Genomic DNA, 20,909 nt, shown 5'->3' with positions numbered 1-20,909 from the left:
GCTTTCCTGACGCCAACCATACACGGTTGGCGTCGTGCTTTCAGACCCCCCGTTGGCAAGCGATGACCAGGCCGAAGGACTCGGCGGGAACTGCCAACCCTACATCGAGAAGAGATACCCACCCCATGCAACATCCCGTGCCCGTTTCCAGCACTGCGTCGCGCAACCTGTCCCTGTCGCAAGCCCAGCCGTATGCCTTGCCGATCCTGTTCGCGTTGTTCGGCGTGATCATGGGGTCCTGGGCCGGCCGCATCCCGGCGATGGCCGAACGCGTGCACGTCTCGCACTCGGCGCTGTCGATGGTGCTGCTGTGCGGCGGCCTCGGCGCCGTGCTGTCGTACCCGATCTCGTCGCGCATGATGGGCGCCTTCGGTGCGCGCAAGACGCTGCTGCTGTCGGGCCTGGCGCTGCTGTGCGTGCTGGTGGCCATCGGCGTGGCGCCGACCGTGCCCTTGCTGATGATGGCCGTGCTGAGCCTGGGCATTACCGCCAGCACGTTCGACGTCGCCATCAACTCGTCGGCCACTAGCCGCGAAAAGCGCACCGGCAAGTCGGAACTATCGACGCTGCACGGCCTCGGCTGCGCCGGCGGCCTGGCGGGCGCCACGCTGGGCAGCCTGATGGCCAGCCTGCACATCCTGCCGGCCACCCACTTCCTGATGCTGGCCCTGCCGCTGGCGGCCGTGCTGTATGCCGCCTATACCATGCTGGAAGAGGACGAGGGCCACGCCACCGTCGAAAAGAAGGCGTTCTCGCTGCCGCGCGGTCCGCTGCTGTTCCTGGGCCTGATCGGCTTCCTGGGGTCGATGGCCGAAGGCAGCATCGCCGACTGGAGCGGCGTGTTCCTGAAAGAACACTTCGGCGCGTCGGACGGCCTGGCGCCGCTGGCCCTGTCGGCCTTCTCGGTGATGATGCTGCTGGCCCGCCTGGTGGGCGACAAGCTGAAGGTGCGCTACGGCGCCCGTCCCCTGGTGACCAGCGGTGCGATGCTGGGTGCGGCCGGCCTGTTCTTCGCCGTGCTGTCGCCGAACGCCCATGTCGCGCTGTTCGGCTTTGCCGTCGCCGGCCTGGGCCTGTCGCTGGTGTTCCCGTTCGTGTTCAGCGCGGCCGGCGCGCAAGGCCCGGCGGCGCTGGCGGGCGTGGCCAGCATGGCCTACAGCGGCAGCCTGATGGGGCCGCCGGTGCTGGGCGCCATCGCCCAGGGCCTGGGCATGCAGATCGCCATCGCCTACGTGGGCGGCCTGGCGCTGCTGATCGCCGTCGTGGCCGGCCGGTCGACGATGCTCAAGTAAGTCGTTTCCGTTCTTCCTTGTCGGGCGGCGCCGGTGGCGCCGCCTTTTTTTTGTTGGCGCTGTTCGCGGTAGTGAATGAGGGGTGCCGCCGTCCGGCCGCTTGCCGAACGGGACCGCTGCGCGCAGCAGCAGTGCCGGTGTGGTCGGCCGTTTGTCGTCCAGTATCCGCTGCCAGCCCGAGTAGTCGAGCAGGTAGCGGCTGGCCACGCCGCGAAAGCGCAGCAGCCAGGTCTTGAAGCGGCTGTGCCAGCCGTTCACGTTCTGCAGGTGGATCGCGCCGCGCTTTTGTTCAGTCGCCCGCCGCGAAGGCCGCGCGCTCGCGCAGCCACTGGCGCGGCGACATGCCCACGTGTCCGGTAAAGGCGCGCGTGAACGCGGGCGGGCTCGTGTAGCCGGCCTGGGCGCTGACGGCCTTGACCGACAGGCCGTCGCGCAGCAGCCTGCAGGCCACGCCGATGCGCCAGCGCGTCAGGTATTCCATCGGCGGCATGCCGACCACGTTGCGGAAATGCTCCACGAAGCCGGCGCGCGACATGCACGCCAGCTGCGCCAGCGATTGCAGCTTCCAGGCTTCGTGCGGCCGTGTGTGCATGGCGTCCAGGATCGGCGCCAGCTGGCGGTCGACCAGGCCGGCCAGGATGCCGATGTCGAGGTTGCCGCGCGCGAACTCGTGGCGCAGCACCTGGATCATCAGGACGTCGCACAGGCGGTCGAGGATCACGTCGCAGCCGTGCGCGCGCGCCTCGGCCTCGGCGAACAGCACGTCGAGCGTGTGCCGCATCGACGCCAGCTCGCGCAGCGGGATCGCCATGCAGTCGGGCAGCACGCGCGCGACCGGATGGACGCAGCCGCCCTGGTACGCGATTTCCGCGCACAGCAGCGTGGCGGTGGCGCCCTCCGGCACGCGCAATGCGTGACGGGTGCCGCGCGGATAGAACACCAGCGCCGGCTCCTCGATGCGCAACGGCGGCGCCTGCTCGTGGACGAACTCGACCGGCCCCTGGCGGACCAGGTGCAGGTGGCCGCTCGTGCCGTCCGGCCCGAACCGGTTGGCGCCACAGAAGTCCCCATGGAAGAAGACGCGCGCGTGAAAGGCGACGCGGCCCAGCAAGGTTGAAAGTTTGTCCATGAGGAACATCTGAAAAGAGAAAAAGTCAGTTATTCTGGACGATCTGCAAAGTGTCTGTACAGCAAGAATTGACGATTCTGGCGATAATACAACGATTATTTCTTTTCAATAATAGATATTAATGAAAAGAAATGACGGTTTTGAGCCAGGCGCCTCTCCGACCGTATTCCTTCCGCGCCGACCCTTTACAGACAGTGCAATCACATGCGACACCTGAGCATCAAATATCTCATCGCGGCCGTCATCGCCGTGCTCATCGCCGTGGTGCTGACCGTCGGCGCCATGGGGTACTTCGCCACCAGCAAGGCCGTGGCCACCCTGGAGACGTCGGTCCTGCGCGACGCGCAGCAGCGCACCATGATCGGCAACCTGATGCTGCGCATGGAAACCAACCGCAGCCAATTGCTGCAGGCCCTGCAGCACAATCCGGCGACCGAATACGCCACCATGCACGACCACCCCTTGTCGGTGCATTACCAGGCCATCGCGGAAAATACCCGCGCGCTGGAACGCGAGCGCGACGAATTCGACGCTTCCCTGCGTACCGAGGAGGCGAAGGCGCTGGTGCGGGCGTGGTACACGCAGAGCGACGGGCTGGGCGTCGCCCACATCGCGGCCGCCACCAGGGCGCTCGAAGCCGGGCAGTGGGGCGAAGCGGAGCGGATCCTGATCCGGCAGGTCAACCCGGGCTACAAGAAGGCGCAGCCGGCCTACGAGGCGCTGCAGGCGTTCCTGGTGGAGCGCAGCGACGCCAACGCCACGCTGATCCATGAGGAATTCCGCAACCGTAATATCCTGATGGGCTTGATCATCGCGGCCGGTTGCCTGGTCGGCCTGGGCGCCGCCGTGTTCCTGGTGCGCACCATCCTGCGACCGCTCGAGCAAGCGGTGGACGTGGCCCGCCGTGTCGCGCAGGGTGACCTGAGCTGCGACATCCGGCCGGAATCGCGCAACGAATTCGGCCAGCTGCTGGGAGCGCTGCGCGAGATGAATGCCGGCCTCGCCCGCATCGTCGGCGAAGTGCGTACCGGCGCCGATGCGATCGCCGGCGCGTCGGCCGAGATCAGCGCCGGCAATGCCGAGCTGTCCGTGCGCACCGAGCAGCAGGCCGGCACGCTGGAAGAAACGGCGGCCGCGGTCGAGCAGCTCAGCGCCACCGTGCGCCAGAACGCCGACAATGCGCGCCAGGCCAACGCGCTGGCGGCCACGGCGTCGGAAGTCGCGACCCGGGGCGGCGCGGCGGTGGCCGACGTGGTGCACACGATGGGGAACATCAACGCGTCGGCCGGCAAGATCGTCGACATCATCGCGGTCATCGACGGCATCGCGTTCCAGACCAATATCCTGGCGCTGAACGCCGCCGTCGAGGCGGCGCGCGCGGGCGAGCAGGGCCGCGGCTTCGCCGTGGTGGCGAGCGAGGTGCGCACGCTGGCGCAGCGTTCGGCCGCCGCCGCGAAGGAAATCAAGGCGCTGATTGCCGACTCGGTCGAGAAGATCGGCGACGGCAACCGCCAGGTCGAACAGGCCGGCGCGACGATGCGCGACGTGGTCGCGGGCATCCGCCGGGTGGCCGACATCGTGGGCGAGATCACGGCGGCGAGCCAGGAGCAGCGCATCGGCATCGAGCTGCTGCACGATGCGATCGGCCAGATCGACCAGGTGACGCAGCAGAACGCGGCCATGGTCGAGGAGGCGGCCGGCGCTTCGCAGTCGCTGGAAGCGCGCGCCGCCGCCCTGGCGCAGATGACCGGCGTGTTCCGCCTGGCGCAGGCACAGATGCAGGCGCAGATGCGGGCGCAAACGCAGACGCAAGCGCAGGCGCTGACCCTGGCCTGAGGCCGCCCGGCGCCGGCACGGCATTCACCAGTAGGGCCATATGCCGACGCTGCGCTGCCGGCCCGGCGACGTGTCCGACAGCAGCGCGCGCGCATGCTGCAGCACCACCCTGGCGCGCTCCGCGTCCGGGTCCCAGATGCAGCGATGCAGCAGGCGGTCGAGCGGCGCCCAGCGCGCGATGTCGGGCTGGCGGAACACCACCACGCTCCTGAGCTGCAATCCCGCCGCGATGTGCGAGACGCCCGTGTCGTTGCACAGCAGCAGGCGCGCGTCGCGCAGCAGCGCCGCCATCGCGCCGAGCGGGAGCGCACCGGCCGCATCGATCGCCGCGTGGCGCATGTGCGCGGCCACCGCGGCGGTCAGGTCCGCTTCGTCGGCCGCGCCGGTCAGCACGACCTGCAGGCCGAACTCGGCGGCCAGGCGGTCGCCGACCTCGGCGAAGCGTTGCGGCGGCCAGCAGGCGTCGCGCCGGCGCGCGCCCGGATGGATGCACAGGTAGGACCCGGGCGCGAGGCCGGCGCCGACGCCGCTGTCGCGCAATGCCTCGTCGTCCTGGCGCGACAGCGGGAATTCCAGCGCGCTTCCCGCCTGCGAGGCGCCCAGCTGCTGCATCAGGCGCTGCAGCCGTTCCGGCTCGGCGCCGACGTCGGAATACGGAAACAGCACCATGTGCTCGCGTGCGACGGCAGCGCCGCGGCAGAAGCCCGCCATGGCGCGCGCGCCGAAGCCGCTGACGATCTCGTTGCTGGCGTCGCCGCTGCCGTGCAGCTGGATCGCCAGCGCGAAGCCGCGCGCGCACAGGCCGTGGTAGAAGCGCGCCAGGCCGTCCTGGCGCACCGCCTGCCCGGGCAGCAGCGGATGGCCGGGGAAGGGGATGAATTCGTCCACGTAGTGGGCGAAGCGGTCCGCGAACTGCTGTGCCCAGGGCAGTCCGACGAGCGCGATGTGCGTGCGCGGCAGGGCGGCGCGCAGGGCGCGCAGGGCGGGCACGGCGCACAGCATGTCGCCCAGGTGGCGCGCCCGGAACACGACGACCGAGGGCAGGTCGAGGCGTTGCAGCAGCGGTCGGCGGTACACGGTCGGTTCCTTCCGGTCTGGTTCTCGTTCGATGCGGCGGCGTTCGATGCGATGGCGTTCGATGCGCGGTTGGTGCCACTCCCGCGCAGGCGGCATTGCCGGCATGGCTGGCAGGGCCGGCAGCCGGTCGGACGGGATCACGGCGGCAGCGCCGGCTCGACGCGCTTGGTGACGAGGAAGGGCGGCATGGCCAGCGCATGCAGCGGCGTGCGCTGGAACAGCGCCACGGCCTCGGCCGGGGTCTCGGCGAGCGGTTCGTCGCGGCCGGCGAGGTCGGCGGCGAGCAGGACCGGCACGCCGGTGCGTGCCTCGACACCCTGCAACAGGCTGCGCAACAACGGGTCGCCTTCCGGACCGACCGTCTGCGCACAGGCAAGGCCGCCGGCATCGGCGATGGCCGGTACCCGCGCGGCCTGCGCGGGACGCAGCGGCGCCGCGTACTGGCGGAAGGGCGAGGCGCCGGGCAGGTCGAACCAGGCCGCGGCGCGCTCTTCGAGCACCATGCATGCCGGCGGCGCGGACCCCGCGGGCTGCCCGGTGCCGGCCCGGATCCAGCCATGCATGCCGGCGCCGCGCGCGTCGGCCAGGATGCTGCGCTGGCCCAGCCCGCGCGGGCCGAACTCGCTGCTGCCCTGGAACAGGCCGAGCACCCGGCCGCTGCACAGCAGCGCGAGCATGCGCGCGCACAGGGATGCCGCGTCGGGCAGCCGTTCGATGCGCAGGTCGGCGTGTCCGGCCAGCGCCGCGGCGACGTGCTGGGGCGCCTGCGCCGGGCCGAGGTCGTCGCGGGTCCAGCGCCAGGTGTCGCGCTGCCCGGCCAGCGCCGTCAGGCCGTACAGCGCGCAGCCGAGCGCCATGCCGGCACGGTCCGGGGCCGGCGGCACGAACACGTTGCGAAACGGCGTCTCGCGCAGCAGGCGGGCGTTGGCCAGGCCGTCCAGGGCCGCGTCGCCCGCGAGGCACAGGCTGCCCAGGCCGGTTTCGGCATGCAGCCAGCGCGCCACCGCGAGCAGCGCCTCCTCGAAGGCGCGCCGGCCCGGCCGCCGCCAGGTCGGCAGCGGCAGCGGCGGCGTGGCCGGGCGCCGCGCCGGGCCGGCCGTCGCGCCGGCGCCCGCCGTCGCCCAGGGCGTCGATCCAGGCGGGCGGGATGCGTACCTGGCCGGCGTCCACGTCCAGCGGCGGCAGGCCGGGCGCGTCGGGATCGCCGCGGCGCGCCGGTGCGCACGCCGTGCGGTCCGCGCCGGCGGGCGCAATGCCGGCGAGCAGGGTGTGGAACATGCCCAGGCCGGCCGCGTGGGCGGCGTCGCCGTCCCACAGCTGCTTGCCGATGCAGTGCACGCGTTCGCGGTCGGCGCGGTAGCACGAGGCCACTTCGATCCAGGTGCCCGGCACCCAGGCGGCGCCGCTCCAGTGGTCGGCGAGGCGCGCCGCCGGGCTGCCCGGGCCCGTGACCAGCACCGCGGCGTCGCGCAGCGGGGACGGGTGGAAGGCGCCGTGGACGTGGGCCAGGTGCTGCGAGATGCGCGCATGCCGGCAGGCGGGGGCCAGCCGCAGCGCGGCGGCCAGCTCGTCCCGGTACGGGGCCGGATCGTGCGCCTCGTCGTCCGGCGCGACGCATTCGACCACGACGTCCACCGGACGCGCGGGCCAGGGCAGGCGCGGGCCGTAGACGTCGCGGACATCGCCAGGCCCGCCGCGCGCCTGCCCGTGGCGCACGAGGCGTTCCTTGCGGATCGCCCACAGCACCCGGCCGCCCTGCATGAGGCAGGCGGCGGCGTCCTGGGATCGATTGATTCCGAGTACGACCGGGGCATCGTTCACGGCTTCCTCCTCGCGTGTTCGCCAGCGGCTGCCCGTGCGGCGGCCCGCTACTGTCCAGCAAAGCGTTGGAGTCGGATGAGCCGGATTAGTTCATGCGCTGAAGGCCCGGGCGAAAGCCGGTATGATCGAACGATCAGTTTCCTATGCTCATCTGCGCCCCTACGGATACCATGCTCCAGACTCCCGCCTCGTTCACCCCGCTGCTGGCGCCCCGCGACGACGCCGCGCCGCTGACCTTCCTTTTCCATGCCGGACGCCTGCTGGTGCGCGAGGCCGACCTGGCCCTGCCGGACCGCGACGTGCTGCGCGGCCTCGGCGTCGACCCGCTGCGCATGCAGCCGGTCGGCCTGCTCGACGGCCGCTATGCCGAAGCCGGCTGGACCGACGTCGAGGCGCCGCTGCCGGCCGGCCATGCCTGGCGCGGCCTGCGTTCGCTGTTCGGCGAGTTCGACGAGGCGCTGCTGGGCGTGGCCGCGCGCGCGGCGCAGCTGGCGGAATGGGCGCGCACGCACCGCTTCTGCGGCGCCTGCGGCAGCGGCATGCTGCTGGCGGCGGGCGAGCGCTGCTTCAAGTGCGCGCACTGCGGCCACATGGCGTATCCGCGCATCTCGCCGGCGATGATGGTGCTGGTGCGGCGCGGCGACCAGGTGCTGCTGGCCCAGCACGCCCAGTACACGGTCAAGCGCTTCGTGCCGCTGGCCGGCTTTTTGGAGGCCGGCGAGTCGGTCGAGGAAGCGGTGCACCGCGAAGTGTTCGAGGAAGTCGGCCTGCGCGTGCACAACCTGCGCTATTTCGGCAGCCAGTCCTGGCCGTTCCCGCATTCGCTGATGATCGCGTTCACGGCCGACTACCTGGACGGCGAGATCCGCGTGGACCCGGCGGAAATCGTGGAGGCGCGCTGGTTCGGGCCGGGCGACGCGTGGCCGGAGCGGGTGCCGCAGGTGTCGATCTCGAGCATGCTGGTCGACGCCCACCGGCCGCCGGAGTGAACGCTCCCGTCACGGCGCCGGCGTGGCCGTCGCCGAGGCGGCGATCCGGCCTTCGACGCGCAGCGCCAGCGGCAGCTCGTCGGGCTTGGCGCCGGTGCCGCGCAGGCGCACCACGCGCTGCATCAGGTCGAACCAGAACGGCGCGCCGAACAGGGCCGTCGAGGCCGTGATGAGCCAGCCGGCCGCCTGCAGCGCGAAGTCGCCGTCGAGCGCCTTCGGCAGCCCGTTCCAGCCGATCGGCAGCGCCATCAGGGCGTTCAGCGTGCCGTCGTCGAGCGCGCCGGGCACGTCGCGCAGGTGGGCCACCAGCGTCGGCTGCTGCCACAGCGTGCGGAACAGGTGGATGCTGTCGACGTTGAACAGGATGGCCAGCAGCAGGGCGACCAGCAGCGACACCAGCAGCTGGCTGCGCTTGTAGGCGCCCGACATGCGCGCCATCGCATTGTCGAACCAGCCGGCCAGCATGTCCTGGAATTGCTGCAGGTCGCGTGCACGGCCGTACAGGCCCTGCATGGCGCGGCGCAGCTGCGGGTCGGGGATGGTGTCGATGGCGCCGCCCAGCTGCGCGAACCCGGCCGGCGCCTGCCACAGGCTGTCGACCAGGGCGATGGCGAAGTGCGCCGGTTCGATGTAGGACGGCCGCGACGGCAGTTCGCGCTCGGTGCGGGCGCTGCCGTCCGCATGCGGGTTGACCAGCGGATGGGCGTAGACGGCGCGCGCCAGCCCGTCGAAATGGGGATCGTTGAGCATGCTCTTGATGCCCGCCAGCAGGGTGTTGGCGCGCAGGCGGAACGCCGCCGCCAGCGCTTCCTGCAGGGTGGTGACGATCAGGGCGAGCGTGCCATAGCAAAACGTGAGGCCGATCGCGACTTCCAGGACAGTGCTGCCGAGCATAATCGTTCTCCGCGCGTGATGGGACACCGGCCACGCTAGCGCATCCGCGCCGCGCCAGCGTCCGGTTTGCGCAAGGTGCGTGCGGACGCTGGCCGCCCGCCGTTTTCGATATACTTCGGGCAATCGACACTGCGACGACCGACCATGTCCGACAACGACCCCTTTACCGAACGCGACTGGCGCCGCTTCCTGAGCACGATCGGCGAGGATCCCGACCGCCCCGGCCTGCACGAGACGCCCGCGCGCGTCGCCAAGGCCTGGAAGCACTGGACTTCCGGCTACGACCAGGACCCGGTCGCGATCCTCAAGGCCTTCGAGGACGGCGCCGAGGAGTACAACGAACTCATCGTGGTGCGCGGCATCCCCGTCTACAGCCATTGCGAACACCACCTCGCCCCGTTCTTCGGCAAGGCGACCGTCGGCTACCTGCCGAACGGGAAGATCGTCGGCCTGTCGAAGCTGACCCGCCTGGTCGACGTGTTTTCCAAGCGCCTGCAGGTGCAGGAGCGCCTGACGGTGCAGATCGCCAATACGCTGATGGAAGTGCTGGAGCCGAAGGCGGTGGGCGTCGTCGTCAAGTGCCGCCACATGTGCATGGAAAGCCGCGGCATCCGCACCCCGGGCGAGGAAACGATCACCTCGGCCCTGCTCGGCGAACTGCAGCCCAACCTGGCGCTGCGCACGGAATTCCTGGCCCTGGCGCGCGACTGAGGCCGTTTTTCCGCTACCGCACGCGAACACCGCGACAGATGCCGGACACGCTGCTAGACTCCGTATTTACGGAGACCGGCCGCGTGCGCTGATGCCAGCCACGCTTCCGGACGGAAGCGTGGCCATCGATGGCCGCTCGGGAACCTGTTCCGAATCATGCGTCTCCAAGTCACTTTGAGGCGATTACCATGGCCAGGCCAGAATTTCCGAGCGACGTATCGCGCGAACAGTTCGAGACCGTGCGCGACATGCTGGAGGCGGCGCGCCGCAAGACCCGGCCGCGCAAGCACGACCTGTACGACGTGTTCTGCGCGGTGCTGTATTTCCTGCAGACCGGCAATGCCTGGCGCAGCATGCCGCCCGAATTCCCGCCCTGGCGCACCGTGCACGAGTATTTCACGCAATGGACGATGCTGCGCGAGGGTAACCGCACGCTGCTGGAGCAGGCGCTCGAGCGCCTGGGGCGCGCCGTCGAGATCGCGCGCCTGCGCCAGCTGACCGGGGAACGCTGACGCCGTCGGACGCGCTTACCGGGCGGTGGCGGCGGCGCCTTCCGCCGGCTCGAACACGAGGTGCTTCTTGTCGTCGAAGTGGAACACGCCGATCGGCTGGGCCTGCACGTCGTCCGACGGGTCGCCCAGCTGCGTGCATTGCCCGGTTTCCACCTGCCACATCGCGTCGCCCGCGCGCAGCAGGAAGGTCTGTTCGCCGGTGGAGAACAGCTCGACGTTGAGGTCGTCCATCGACGTCTTGCCGAAGTCGAACTGGCGCTGGCAATCCGGCAGCCGCGCGGCGATCACCCTCAGGCTGGCCTGCTTGCTCCAGAAATAGTCCTGCGTGACCATGACCGTGATGGCGTGGTCGCTGCCGTCGATGAGGTAGCTGGTCGAATCGTTGACGCAGCCGGACAGCAGCAACAGTGGGGTCAGCAGAAGGGGGGAGGTGCGCATGCTCGTTCCTGATCGAAGATGCTTGGGTGCATCACTTTGCGAGTATAGAACCCCTGTCCGGCGCTCGCAACGGCGCACGTGCGGCTTTTTCGCAGAATTGGCGCGCAACTGCTGATTTCTTGGAAGAACTGCACGGAAGACGCCGCCGTGGCGCGCTCCGCATATTCGCGAATTCCTCCATGATCGCTCCATCGCCAACGATCGCAGGAAGCGAGGACACCGATGTCGGATGACGACCCCTACCTCTCCGGACGGCACGCCGCGGGCGCGGCCCCACCCTCCGTGCCACCGCAGCCGCTGGTCCTGCGCATCAACGGCGCCGAGCGCAGCCTGTGCGTCGAGCCGCGCGTGACCCTGCTCGACGCGCTGCGCGAGGTGCTGGGCCTGACCGGCACCAAGAAGGGCTGCGACCGCGGCCAGTGCGGCGCCTGCACGGTGCTGGTCGACGGCCAGCGCATCCATGCCTGCCTGACGCTGGCGGTAATGCACGACGGGCGCGAGATCGTCACCGTCGAAGGGCTGGCGCATGCGGACGCGCCGCATCCGGTGCAGCAGGCCTTCATGGACTGCGACGGCTTCCAGTGCGGCTACTGCACGCCGGGCCAGGTCTGCGCGGCCGTGGCCCTGCTCGACGAGGTCAAGGCGCGCCACGCCAGCCGCCTGACCGAGGGCGAGCAGCTGGCGCCGGGCGCCCTGTCGCCGGACGAGATCCGCGAGCGCATGAGCGGCAACCTGTGCCGCTGCGGCGCCTATCCCAACATCGTCAAGGCCATCCACAGCGTGGTCCTGCGCCAGGCATCCTAGGAGGCCGCATGCAATCGATCCTGTACGAACGGGCGCGCGACGTGTCCCACGCGATCGAACTGGCGCGCCAGCCCGGCAGCAAGTTCATCGGCGGCGGCACCAACCTGCTCGACCTCTACAAGAGCGGCATCGAGCGGCCCCTGCGGCTGGTCGACGTCAGCCGGCTCGACCTGGCCGCCATCGACGCCCTGCCGGACGGCGGCCTGCGCATCGGCGCGATGGCCAGCAACACGGCGACCGCCAACCATCCGCTGGTGCGCGCGCGCTACCGGCTGCTGTCGGACGCGCTGCTGAACGGCGCCTCGGTCCAGTTGCGCAATATGGCGACCGTCGGCGGCAACCTGCTGCAGCGCACGCGCTGCCACTACTTCACCGATCCGGCCTTTGTCCACTGCAACAAGCGCGCTCCCGGCTCCGGCTGCGACGCCATCGACGGCCACCAGCGCCTGCACGCGATCCTCGGCGCCAGCCCGCACTGCATCGCGACCAACCCGTCCGACATGAGCGTGGCGCTGGCCGCGCTCGACGCCGTCGTCTGCCTGCAGGGGCCGGACGGTGCGCGGCGGGTCGCCATCGGCGACTTCCACCGCCTGCCGCAAGACCGGCCGCAGGACGACACCGTGATCGCCGCGGACGAACTGATCGTGGCGGTCGAACTGCCGCCGTCGCCGTTCGCGCGCAACGCCCACTACCTGAAGGTGCGCGACCGCGCCAGCTTCGCCTTCGCACTGGTGGCCGTGGCGGCCGCCCTCGACCTCGACGGCGGGACGGTGCGCGACGCGCGCATCGTGCTGGGCGGCGTGGCGCACAAGCCATGGCGCGCCCGGGCCGCCGAGGACCTGCTGCGCGGCCGGCCGCTGGCCGCGCTCGACGCCGCCCTGCTGGCGCGCGCGGGCGCCGCGGCCGTGGCGGGTGCCCGGCCGTATCCGCACAACGCCTTCAAGGTCGAGCTGGCCGGGCGCGCGGTGGCGCGCGCCGTGCGCCGCGCGGCCGGCATCCAGGGAGAATCCGCATGAGCACGATCGGCGCACCCGTCAACCGGACCGACGCCTGGGCCAAGGTCAGCGGCGCGGCGCGCTACACGGCCGAGCATCCCGTCGCCGGCCTGGCCCACGCCGTGCTGGTCACCAGCACGATCCCCAGCGGCCGCGTGCTGCGCATCGACGACGCCGCCGCCAGCGCGCTGCCGGGCGTGCTGCTGGTGATGACCCACGAGAACGTCCCGCGCCTGCCGCCGGACACCCGCCACGGCAAGGTCCAGCCGCCGGGCGGGCGCCGCCTCACGCTGCTGCAGGAAGACACGGTCCACTACAACAACCAGCCCATCGCCGTGGTCGTCGCCGACACGTTCGAACGCGCGCGCGCGGCGGCCGCGCTGCTGCGCGTCGAGTACGAGGCGGCGCCCGCCGCGCTCGACTTCGGGCAGGCGAAGCAGGCGTCTTACCCGCCCGGCAAGGTGCAGGGGGACGATCCCGACACGCGCCAGGGCGACCTGCAGGCCGGCATGGCGGCGGGCGGCGCGCGCGTGGACGCGACCTATGCCACGCCGGTCGAGAACCACAACCCGCTCGAGACGCACGCGACGATCGCCGAGTGGCACGGCGAGCGCCTGACGCTGCACGATTCGACCCAGTATATGAAGGGCGTGCAGCGCACCGTCGCCGCCATCTTCGGCATGGCGCCGGAACACGTCACGGTGCTGTGCCCGTTCGTCGGCGGCGGATTCGGTTCGAAGGGCTCGGCGTGGTCGCACGTCGTGCTGGCGGCGCTGGCGGCCCGGCGGCTGGGACGCCCGGTCAAGCTGGTGCTGGACCGCGCGCAGATGTTCGGGCCGGTGGGCCAGCGCCCGCGCACCGAGCAGCGCCTGCGCCTGGCGGCGACGCCGGACGGGCGCCTGACGGCCATCGGCCACGACACCATCGCCCACACCTCGATGCTCGAGGACTGGATCGAACCCTGCGGCATCGTCACGCGCATGCTGTACGCGAGTCCGAACCGGGAGACGACGCACCGGCTGGCGCGCCTGCACGCGGGCACGCCGACCTTCATGCGCGCGCCGGGCGAGGCCACGGGATCGTTCGCGCTCGAATCCGCGATGGACGAGCTGGCGCTCGAACTGGGCATGGACCCGCTCGACCTGCGCCTGGCGAACGACGCGCAGCGCGATCCCGGCAAGGACCTGCCCTGGTCCAGCAAGTCGCTGCGCCAGTGCTACGAGATCGGCGCCGAGCGCTTCGGCTGGCGCGAGCGCGACCCGCGCCCGCGCGCGCTGCGCCGCGACGGCAAGCTGGTCGGCTGGGGCATGGCGACGGCCACCTACCCGGCCAATCGCTCTCCGGCCGCGTGTTCGGCGACCATGCTGCCCGACGGCACGGCCGTGTTCCGCTCCAGCACCCAGGACCTGGGAACCGGGACCTACACGGTGATGAGCCAGGTGGCCGCGGAGACGCTGTGCATGCCGCTCGACCGCATCCGCTTCGCGCTGGGCGACGCGCACATGCCGGAGGCGCCGGTGTCGGGCGGTTCGACCACGGTGGCCAGCGTGGCGCCGGCCGTGCAGGCGGCGGGACGCGCCCTGCGCCTGAAGCTGATCGGCATCGCGGCGGCGGACGCGCGTTCTCCCTTGTACGGCGCCACGCCTGACCGAGTCGGCGTCGACCGCGGCGCCGACGGCGCCGAACTGTACCTGCTGGACGACAGCGCGCGGCGCGAGCGCATGGCCGACATCGTGGCGCGCCACGGCGCGCCGGTGGAGGCGACGGCGCGGGCCGAGCCGGGCGCCGAGCGGCAGCGGTATTCGATGCACGCCTTCGGCGCCGTGTTCGTCGAGGTGACGGTGGACGAGGACCTGGGCGAGATCCGCGTGCCGCGCGTGGTGGGGGTGTACGGCGTCGGGCGCCTGCTGAACGAGAAGACCGGCTACAACCAGCTGATGGGCGGCATCGTCTGGGGCATCGGCATGGCGCTGCTGGAGGAAACGCTGGTCGACGGCCGCACCGGCCGCGCCGCCAACGGCAACCTGGCCGAATACCACGTGCCGGTGCATGCCGACGTGGGCGACATCGACGTGCAGATCGTCGACGAGGACGACCCGCACGTCAATCCGCTGGGGGCCAAGGGCATCGGGGAAATCGGCATCACCGGCGTGGCCGCGGCGATCGCGAACGCGGTGTTCCATGCGACCGGCAGGCGGGTGAGGGAGTTGCCGGTGACGCTGGATAAATTGTTGTAAAAGGCCACCTGCACGTCGTCCCCGCGCAGGCGGGGACCCAGTTTCGCATGCACGGCGCCGGCATCCATTCCCTGCGACACACCCGAAATTGGACCCCCGCCTGCGCGGGGGCGACGTGCGAAGTGTGCCTTATTGCGCGCGCCGTGCCACGTGCCCGGCCTTGTCGTCCTTGTCCACGGCGTGTCGTTCGTTGGTCTTGCCGTGCCCCTCGCCATGCCCCGCGTGCGTGTTCTCCCAGCCCCCGCCCAGCGCCAGGAACAACTGCACCTGGTCCGCGGCCAGCTGCGCATCCGAGGCCGCCAGCACGCTCTCGGCATTGGCCAGCGTGCGGTCCGCGTCCAGCGCCGACAGGAAGTCGGTGCGGCCGAACTGGTACAGCCTGGCGGTCTGGCGCGATGCCAGGGCGCTCTGGTCGCGCGCGGCGCGCAGGGCGGCATTGCGGTCCAGCTCGCGGGCATAGACGGTCAGCGCGCTTTCCGTCTCGCGCAGGGCGTTCAGCACCACCGCGTCGAAGCGCGCCAGCGCGCCGGCCGTGCCGGCTTCGGCCTGGGCGATGTGCGAGCGCGCCGAGCTGGTCGCCGGCAGGTTCCACGAGATCAGGGGGCCGAGCGCGAACTTCCAGGTGTTCGCGTCGCCGAACTGGTCCATGAAGCCGACGCCGCCGAACGAGGCGCCCAGCGCGATGTTCGGATACAGCTCGGCGGTGGCCACGCCGATGCGCGCGGTGGCGCCGGCCAGCAGGCGCTCTGCCTGGCGCACGTCGGGACGGCGGCGCAGCAGGGCGGCCCCGTCGCCGACCGGGATCGCGCTGGCCACGCGCGGCGGCGTCGCGCATTGCGCGACCTCGGCCGGGAACGCGCTCGGCACCTCGCCGGTCAGCACCGCCAGGCGGTACAGCGCGGTGCGGCGGCGCGCCTCCAGCGGCGGCAGGTTGGCGCGCAACTGTTCGAGCTGGGCCTGGGCGCGGCTGTTGTCGATGGCGATGCCGCGGCCGCGCTGCATGCGCTCGGCGGTCAGCCTGACGAATTTCCGCTGCAGGTCGACCGATTCCTGCGCCACCTTCAGCTGGTAGCCGGCCGAGCAGGCTTCGGCATAGGCGCGCGTGGTGTCGGCGGCGACCATCACGTGGGCCAGGTCGGCCGCCGCCTGCGCGGCTTCGCGGTCGGCCTCGGCCGCCTCGATGGCGCGGCGGATGCGGCCGAACATGTCGAGCTGGTACGAGACCTTGACGTCGCCGTCGTAGATGCCGGTGCGCGGCAGCTGTTCCGGCAGGCCGATCGAGGCGCCGGCGATGCGGCCGTACAGCGGCGCCACGCTGCCCTCGACTTCGGGACGCTTCTTTTCCTCGACTTCTTCCAGCACGCCGTGCGCGCGCGCCAGGTTGGCGGCGGCCACGCGCAGGTCGGCGTTGGCGCCGAAGGCCTTCGCCACCAGCTTGTCGAGCAGCGGGTCCTGGTACAGGCGCCACCAGTCGGCCGGCAGCGGCTCGGCCTTGTAGGGCCGTTCGGCGGCGCCCAGGAAGGGGGCGTTGGCGGCGGGGCGCCGGACCACCGCCTCCTGCGGCACGTGGTAGTCGGGGCCGACCGTGGTGCAGGCGGCCAGCGCCGCCGCGAGGGCGGCCGGGGTGAGGACGGTCTTGGCGATGGTACGGATGCGATTCATGGCGGGCGATCAGTGCGTGGTGGCCGCGGGCGGTTTTGCCGCGGGAACGGCGGCGACGGTGGCGATGGGCGCGGGCGTGGCGGCGGCCACCGCCCGGGTGGCCGGCGCGGCGGGGGCGGTCGGCGCCGGGCCGGCGGGTGCCGGCGCGCCGGTCACCTTGACCGTCGCGGTCTGGCCGGCGACGAGGCGCACGTTCGCCGGCACCGGGTCGAGCGCGATGCGCACCGGGATGCGCTGGGCCAGGCGCACCCAGTTGAAGGTCGGGTTCACGTTCGGCAGCATGTTGGCGCCGGTGCTGCGGTCGCGGTCGGCGATGCCTTCGGCGAAGCTCTCGACGTGGCCCTTGATCGGCGTGCGCGTGCCCATCAGCGTCACGTCGACGCGGTCGCCGACCTGGATGCCGGGCAGCTTGGTCTCTTCGAAATAGCCTTCGACGTAGAACGAGCTGCTGTCGACCACGGCCATCACCGGGTGCGCCGCGCTGGCATAGGCGCCTTCGCGCAGGTCCAGGTTGGTGACGATGCCGTCGACGGTCGACACCACGCGGGTGCGCTCCAGGTTCAGCTTCGCCGTGTCGCGGTTGACGATCGCCTGGGCCAGCGCGGCGCGCGCCTGGTCGCTGCGGGTCTGGCCCTGCTCGCGCGTCTCCTGCGAGACCAGGTCGTCGAGCTGGGTGTTGCGCTTGTTCTCGCGCAGCGCCTGGGCCAGCGCCGCCTCGGCCGCCGTCACCTGCGCCTCGCCCTGGCGCAGCGCCAGTTCGAAGCGGGCGCGGTCGATGTCGAACAGCGGCTCGCCCGCCTTGACCTGCTGGTTGTCGTGCACGTAGACCTTGACCACCTGGCCGGTGACGTCGGGCGCGACCTGCACCACATAGGCCTTGACGCGGCCGTCGCGCGTCCAGGGTTCCACTTCGTAGTGGCGCCACATCTGCCAGCCAGCATAGGCCGCGCCCGCGGCGGCGAGGAGGGTGATGCCGATCCGGCCCAGCGCCGGCAAGGAAAATTTGATAGCCATCTCAGGAACTCAGGACAGATTGCGTGTGAAATAGGTCAGTGCGCCGAGCACGATGACGAACAGGGAAAGGTCGAACAGGGCCGGGTGCCAGACCAGGCGGTAGAAGCCGGTCCTGGCCAGGACCAGGTTCAGCAGCCGCGATACCGCCAGCGCCGCCAGCACGAGCAGCAGCAGGGGAGGAACGAACAGGCCGTAGATGCTGACTTCGCCGATCATCGGATCTCCTCGTGGATGTCAGTGGTGCGGGAGGGTTGGTAGGGGGCCGCCTGCGGGAACAGGTCGCGGCGCATGCCGGTGAGGGCGGCCAGGGCTTCGCGCTGGGCGTCGTCGCGGGTACCGTCGCACAGCGCGCGCAGCGCGTTGTCGATCGCGTCCAGCAGTTGCGCCTCGCCCTGCGGGTCGACGCGCGGCCGCCGGGCGAAATGGCGCGCCAGCAGGTCCATCAGCGGCTTCAGGGCCGCTTCGCCGCGGCCGAGCTGCGGGCGCACGTCCTGCAGCAGCGTCATGTTCAGGCCCACGCGCAGGTCGCGCAGCGCGTCGACCGCCTGCAGGTCCTGGTGCGCGCCGGCCAGCGCCAGGCGCGGGGTGAGCAGGCCGACGCGGTCGACCATGCGCGCCGAGAACTCGGCCAGCGTCACGCGCTCGCCGCCGCCCAGGCGCGCCAGCTCGTTCCAGCCGGCCTTGAGCAGGCGGCGCGCGGTCCAGCCGGCACCGACGCGGCGGAACACGGCGGTGGTGACGGCCGCGGCCACCAGGCCGACGAGCTGCGCGGTCATGCCGTTGGCGAACGACACCAGGTCGGCCGTGTGCGTGTCGATCAGCGCCAGCGTGAAGCAGATGCCGAACAGGAACGGCATCGCCCTGCCGAACGTCGAAGGCCGGGCCACCAGCACGCCCATCACCAGGAACGCCGGGGCGCACACCAGCACCAGGCTCTCGAAATTGTGCACGGCCGGCAGCAGCACCAGCAGGTAGACGGCCGACAGCGGGATCGAATAGACCGTGTAGTTCAGGAAGCCCTTGATGAAGGGCAGCGGATCGTCCTGGGCCGCGAAGAAGCAGCACAGCACGGCCGCCATCATCGGCGCGGCGGCGCCGGACGGCCAGGCGGTCAGGATCCAGATGGCGCAGCAGGCCAGCGTCGCGAACACGGCGGCGAAGGCCGACAGCAGGGCCATGCCGCGGTCCTGGTGCAGCGCGCTGACGGGCACGCCGGGCAGCTGGCGCACCGCGTCCGGCAGCCGGCCCAGCCGGCCCTCGACGCCGGCGTCGATGTGGTGGCGCAGCGTGCGCGTCTCGATGCAGATGTCGACCAGGCGGCGCAGGCGCGCGGCCAGGTTCAGCTCGACCAGGCCGATCCAGCCGAGGTCGCGGCTGACGGCCGGCGCCAGCGCGTCGATCTCGCTGCGCAGCCGCGCGCCCTGCGCGTCCAGCGCGCTGCCCTTGGGGGCATCGGTGAGGTGGCCGACGCGCGCCAGCAGGCCGCTCCAGCGCTCCGACACGGCATCGGCGCCCAGCTCGCGCAGCGCCGCCAGGCGGTCCTCGACGCCGGAGACCACCGGCACGAAGCTGGCCAGGCGCTCCTGCAGGGCGTTGACGGCCTTCTCGGTCCAGCGCAGGTGCGAGGTGTCGAACGGCAGGTGGGTGGTCATCAGGCGCAGCTCGGTGATGTCGCCGGCCAGCTTGCGGCGCTCGGCGGCGGCGCGCTTGTCGCCGGCCGGGTTGAGCGCGTCGCGGATCCAGTGCTGGGCGTCGCGCACCGCATGGTCCAGGCGCGCCAGCAGCACCGGGCCGAAGCTCTGCGGCAGCACCAGGCTGTGCACGAGGGTCGCGCAGGTCATGCCGAGCGTGATTTCCTCCACGCGCGCCAGGGCGATGTCGAAGATCGCCTGCGGTTCGCTGACGGCGGGGAAGGCGATCAGGCCGGCCGTGTACCCGGCCAGCATCAGCATGTAGGAGCGCGGGGTGCGGTCGAGCAGCGAGAAGTACAGGCAGCCGCCGATCCACAGGGCCAGCGCCAGCGACAGCAGCTCGGGCGCGTTGACCAGGCGCGGCACCAGGAAGGTGACGACCACCGCGCCCAGCAGGGTGCCGAGGGCGCGGTACACGCCCTTCGAACGGGTCGGCCCGGCGAAGGGCGCCGAGACGATGTAGGCGGTCATCATCGCCCAGAACGGGCGCGGCAGGCCGATGCGCATCGATAGGTAGACCGAGAGCATCGCTGCCGCGAAAGACTTTACGGAGAACAGGACCTCCGCGCGGGAAGCGAGTTTCATGCTTATTTGGCGTCGTCGGCCTGGCCCTGGACGGCGAGGATCGCGGCCGGCAGCCCGGCCAGCACGCGCAGGCAGCCTTCCACGTCGGCCGGCTCGAACGCCCCGAACAGCTTGCGGCGGAACGGCGTCAGCGCCTCGTTCATCCGGTCGGCGGCCCGGTCGCCTTCCGGCGTCAGGCGCAGGATTTTGGCGCGGCGGTCCTGCGGGTCGTCATGGCGCTCGACCAGCTTCGAATCGATCAGGTGGTCGACGACGCGCACCAGCGACGAGGCCTCCAGGCCGAGCGTCTCGGCCAGCACGCCCGGGCGCACGCCGTTCCCGCCGAAGCGGCTGATGACGAGCACCGGCAGGCCGGTGGCCTGCGACAGGCCGAAATCGGCCGCGACCTTGTCGGCGGCGGCGCGGTAGGCGCGCGAGGCTTGGGTGAGGGCGGCCGTCAGGCTGCTCAGGGTCTGGTCGGAAAGGGGCATGGAAACTTCGCTGCGTAAATATTGGCTTAATCACTGTTTATAAGCTAAAGTTTAGCATGCGAAGTATTTTCCTTCAAGGAGGACGCGCTACGGGATGCTACGTAGGTAGGCACCCTACGGTGCGATGGCCTGCAGATCCGCCGGCGTGACGAACTCGGCGGCGCAGCGCTCGAGGCGCAGCGCCTCGATGGCCGCATAGCCCCAGTGGACGGCGCCGAACGCGACCCCGGCCTTGCGCGCGGCCTGCGCGTCGGTGGCCTGGTCGCCGACGTAGAGCGCCTGCGCCGCGGCCGTGTGCTGGTCGCGCAGCACGGCGCGGATCCGGCTGGCCTTGCCGAAGATCGACATCCCGCATTCGAACTGGCGCATCAGGCCGGCCAGTTCCGGCCCGAGGATCGTGCGCACGTTGTGCTCGGAATTCGACGACACCACGGCCAGCCGCACGCCGCGCGCATGCAGGTGCCGCAGGGTTTGGGCGATGCCGTCGAATAGCGCGATGCGATGGGCGCCGTCCTGCATCATGCCGATGAAATCTTTCGATGCGAGCGGCAGCTTCCAGGCGGGCATGCCGACGTGCCGCATCATCCTGCGCGTGTCGTAGTGGCGAAACGCATGCGCGCGCGACGTATCGATGCGCCGGAAACCGTGCCGGTCGGCAATGATATTGAACACGCCGAGAAAGAACGGAAAAGAATCGGCCAGCGTGCCGTCGAAATCAAAAATAACGAGTCGATAAAGCATGTCGCATGACC

Annotated in this window: 18 protein-coding genes and 1 pseudogene; 8 read left to right on the top strand and 11 right to left on the bottom strand. The window is 71.1% G+C overall.

The annotated features are described in order from the left end of the window. The first annotated feature begins 125 nt into the window (after positions 1 to 125). Positions 126 to 1,292 carry an MFS transporter gene (locus QZ749_RS20695; protein WP_296950719.1) on the top strand — a complete coding sequence of 389 codons (1,167 nt, stop codon included), beginning with the start codon at positions 126 to 128 and terminating at the stop codon, positions 1,290 to 1,292. 289 nt (positions 1,293 to 1,581) lie between these two features. Here the strand turns inward: QZ749_RS20695 and QZ749_RS20685 are convergent, their stop codons facing one another. Next, positions 1,582 to 2,421: an AraC family transcriptional regulator gene (locus tag QZ749_RS20685; protein WP_296950716.1), complete on the bottom strand. Its 840-nt coding sequence runs from the start codon at positions 2,419 to 2,421 to the stop codon at positions 1,582 to 1,584. Between the two features lie 204 nt (positions 2,422 to 2,625). Here QZ749_RS20685 and QZ749_RS20680 point away from each other — a divergent pair, with 204 nt between their 5' ends. Further along, entirely contained in the window at positions 2,626 to 4,257 is a 1,632-nt protein-coding gene (locus QZ749_RS20680) for a methyl-accepting chemotaxis protein (RefSeq protein ID WP_296950713.1), read from the top strand. A gap of 24 nt (positions 4,258 to 4,281) precedes the next feature. On the opposite strand, the gene QZ749_RS20675 is transcribed toward QZ749_RS20680, so the two are convergent. Next, complete coding sequence (locus QZ749_RS20675) at positions 4,282 to 5,334, bottom strand: glycosyltransferase family 9 protein (protein WP_296950710.1); 1,053 nt, start codon at positions 5,332 to 5,334, stop codon at positions 4,282 to 4,284. A gap of 137 nt (positions 5,335 to 5,471) precedes the next feature. Continuing rightward, a complete protein-coding gene (locus QZ749_RS20670; RefSeq protein WP_296950706.1) occupies positions 5,472 to 6,587 on the bottom strand; it encodes a carbamoyltransferase C-terminal domain-containing protein in 1,116 nt (371 codons plus the stop codon). Between the two features lie 738 nt (positions 6,588 to 7,325). On the opposite strand from QZ749_RS20670, the gene nudC reads away from it, so the two are divergent. Continuing rightward, entirely contained in the window at positions 7,326 to 8,144 is an 819-nt protein-coding gene (gene nudC, locus QZ749_RS20665) for an NAD(+) diphosphatase (protein WP_296950703.1), read from the top strand. A 9-nt stretch (positions 8,145 to 8,153) separates the two neighbouring features. Here the strand turns inward: nudC and QZ749_RS20660 are convergent, their stop codons facing one another. Beyond that, positions 8,154 to 9,038 carry a hypothetical protein gene (locus tag QZ749_RS20660; protein ID WP_296950701.1) on the bottom strand — a complete coding sequence of 295 codons (885 nt, stop codon included), beginning with the start codon at positions 9,036 to 9,038 and terminating at the stop codon, positions 8,154 to 8,156. Positions 9,039 to 9,182: 144 nt separating this feature from the next. Here QZ749_RS20660 and folE point away from each other — a divergent pair, with 144 nt between their 5' ends. Both folE and QZ749_RS20650 read left to right on the top strand, forming a co-directional pair. Then, a complete protein-coding gene (gene folE, locus QZ749_RS20655) occupies positions 9,183 to 9,749 on the top strand; it encodes a GTP cyclohydrolase I FolE (protein WP_296950698.1) in 567 nt (188 codons plus the stop codon). Between the two features lie 188 nt (positions 9,750 to 9,937). Then, positions 9,938 to 10,213: pseudogene (locus tag QZ749_RS20650) on the top strand (transposase); the annotation flags it as partial. A gap of 63 nt (positions 10,214 to 10,276) precedes the next feature. Here QZ749_RS20650 and QZ749_RS20645 read toward each other — a convergent pair. Next, entirely contained in the window at positions 10,277 to 10,699 is a 423-nt protein-coding gene (locus QZ749_RS20645) for a hypothetical protein (RefSeq protein WP_296950695.1), read from the bottom strand. A 222-nt stretch (positions 10,700 to 10,921) separates the two neighbouring features. On the opposite strand from QZ749_RS20645, the gene QZ749_RS20640 reads away from it, so the two are divergent. The 3 genes from QZ749_RS20640 to QZ749_RS20630 are packed head-to-tail and all read left to right on the top strand — an operon-like array spanning position 10,922 to position 14,735. Then, entirely contained in the window at positions 10,922 to 11,503 is a 582-nt protein-coding gene (locus QZ749_RS20640) for a (2Fe-2S)-binding protein (RefSeq protein WP_296950687.1), read from the top strand. An 8-nt stretch (positions 11,504 to 11,511) separates the two neighbouring features. Further along, positions 11,512 to 12,519: a xanthine dehydrogenase family protein subunit M gene (locus tag QZ749_RS20635; protein ID WP_296950685.1), complete on the top strand. Its 1,008-nt coding sequence runs from the start codon at positions 11,512 to 11,514 to the stop codon at positions 12,517 to 12,519. After that, positions 12,516 to 14,735: a xanthine dehydrogenase family protein molybdopterin-binding subunit gene (locus QZ749_RS20630; RefSeq protein ID WP_296950683.1), complete on the top strand. Its 2,220-nt coding sequence runs from the start codon at positions 12,516 to 12,518 to the stop codon at positions 14,733 to 14,735. The genes QZ749_RS20635 and QZ749_RS20630 overlap by 4 nt, the downstream gene beginning before the upstream one ends. Before the next feature lie 129 nt (positions 14,736 to 14,864). On the opposite strand, the gene QZ749_RS20625 is transcribed toward QZ749_RS20630, so the two are convergent. From QZ749_RS20625 to QZ749_RS20600, 6 genes are all read right to left on the bottom strand, one after another. Further along, positions 14,865 to 16,397 carry an efflux transporter outer membrane subunit gene (locus tag QZ749_RS20625; RefSeq protein ID WP_296950681.1) on the bottom strand — a complete coding sequence of 511 codons (1,533 nt, stop codon included), beginning with the start codon at positions 16,395 to 16,397 and terminating at the stop codon, positions 14,865 to 14,867. A 9-nt stretch (positions 16,398 to 16,406) separates the two neighbouring features. Next, on the bottom strand, positions 16,407 to 17,411 hold the full coding sequence (locus QZ749_RS20620) for an HlyD family secretion protein (RefSeq protein WP_296950679.1): 1,005 nt from the start codon (positions 17,409 to 17,411) through the stop codon (positions 16,407 to 16,409). Between the two features lie 9 nt (positions 17,412 to 17,420). Beyond that, the gene (locus QZ749_RS20615) at positions 17,421 to 17,627 is read right to left on the bottom strand and encodes a DUF1656 domain-containing protein (protein WP_296950676.1); all 207 of its coding nucleotides are present in this window, start codon (positions 17,625 to 17,627) and stop codon (positions 17,421 to 17,423) included. Further along, the gene (locus QZ749_RS20610; RefSeq protein WP_296950675.1) at positions 17,624 to 19,687 is read right to left on the bottom strand and encodes an FUSC family protein; all 2,064 of its coding nucleotides are present in this window, start codon (positions 19,685 to 19,687) and stop codon (positions 17,624 to 17,626) included. Before QZ749_RS20610 ends, QZ749_RS20615 begins: the two co-directional genes overlap by 4 nt. A 2-nt stretch (positions 19,688 to 19,689) precedes the next feature. Further along, complete coding sequence (locus QZ749_RS20605) at positions 19,690 to 20,157, bottom strand: MarR family winged helix-turn-helix transcriptional regulator (protein ID WP_296950674.1); 468 nt, start codon at positions 20,155 to 20,157, stop codon at positions 19,690 to 19,692. Between the two features lie 114 nt (positions 20,158 to 20,271). Beyond that, positions 20,272 to 20,898 carry an HAD hydrolase-like protein gene (locus QZ749_RS20600; RefSeq protein ID WP_373896844.1) on the bottom strand — a complete coding sequence of 209 codons (627 nt, stop codon included), beginning with the start codon at positions 20,896 to 20,898 and terminating at the stop codon, positions 20,272 to 20,274. Between the last annotated feature and the right edge of the window lie 11 nt (positions 20,899 to 20,909).

The sequence above is a fragment of the uncultured Massilia sp. genome (genome assembly GCF_913773735.1).
Taxonomy (GTDB): domain Bacteria; phylum Pseudomonadota; class Gammaproteobacteria; order Burkholderiales; family Burkholderiaceae_D; genus Telluria.
The sequence above is the reverse complement of the archived record's forward strand: the minus strand, read 5'-3'. Positions and strand labels throughout refer to the sequence as shown.

Excerpts from the sequence above, each read along its gene's own strand:
- QZ749_RS20630 (WP_296950683.1), top strand. The coding sequence starts at position 12,516 with ATGAGCACGATCGGCGCACCCGTCAACCGGACCGACGCCTGGGCCAAG.
- QZ749_RS20620 (WP_296950679.1), bottom strand. The coding sequence starts at position 17,411 with ATGGCTATCAAATTTTCCTTGCCGGCGCTGGGCCGGATCGGCATCACC.
- QZ749_RS20635 (WP_296950685.1), top strand. The coding sequence starts at position 11,512 with ATGCAATCGATCCTGTACGAACGGGCGCGCGACGTGTCCCACGCGATC.
- QZ749_RS20695 (WP_296950719.1), top strand. The coding sequence starts at position 126 with ATGCAACATCCCGTGCCCGTTTCCAGCACTGCGTCGCGCAACCTGTCC.
- nudC (WP_296950703.1), top strand. The coding sequence starts at position 7,326 with ATGCTCCAGACTCCCGCCTCGTTCACCCCGCTGCTGGCGCCCCGCGAC.
- QZ749_RS20600 (WP_373896844.1), bottom strand. The coding sequence starts at position 20,898 with ATGCTTTATCGACTCGTTATTTTTGATTTCGACGGCACGCTGGCCGAT.
- QZ749_RS20625 (WP_296950681.1), bottom strand. The coding sequence starts at position 16,397 with ATGAATCGCATCCGTACCATCGCCAAGACCGTCCTCACCCCGGCCGCC.
- QZ749_RS20645 (WP_296950695.1), bottom strand. The coding sequence starts at position 10,699 with ATGCGCACCTCCCCCCTTCTGCTGACCCCACTGTTGCTGCTGTCCGGC.
- folE (WP_296950698.1), top strand. The coding sequence starts at position 9,183 with ATGTCCGACAACGACCCCTTTACCGAACGCGACTGGCGCCGCTTCCTG.
- QZ749_RS20660 (WP_296950701.1), bottom strand. The coding sequence starts at position 9,038 with ATGCTCGGCAGCACTGTCCTGGAAGTCGCGATCGGCCTCACGTTTTGC.
- QZ749_RS20610 (WP_296950675.1), bottom strand. The coding sequence starts at position 19,687 with ATGAAACTCGCTTCCCGCGCGGAGGTCCTGTTCTCCGTAAAGTCTTTC.
- QZ749_RS20605 (WP_296950674.1), bottom strand. The coding sequence starts at position 20,157 with ATGCCCCTTTCCGACCAGACCCTGAGCAGCCTGACGGCCGCCCTCACC.
- QZ749_RS20680 (WP_296950713.1), top strand. The coding sequence starts at position 2,626 with ATGCGACACCTGAGCATCAAATATCTCATCGCGGCCGTCATCGCCGTG.
- QZ749_RS20640 (WP_296950687.1), top strand. The coding sequence starts at position 10,922 with ATGTCGGATGACGACCCCTACCTCTCCGGACGGCACGCCGCGGGCGCG.
- QZ749_RS20685 (WP_296950716.1), bottom strand. The coding sequence starts at position 2,421 with ATGGACAAACTTTCAACCTTGCTGGGCCGCGTCGCCTTTCACGCGCGC.
- QZ749_RS20615 (WP_296950676.1), bottom strand. The coding sequence starts at position 17,627 with ATGATCGGCGAAGTCAGCATCTACGGCCTGTTCGTTCCTCCCCTGCTG.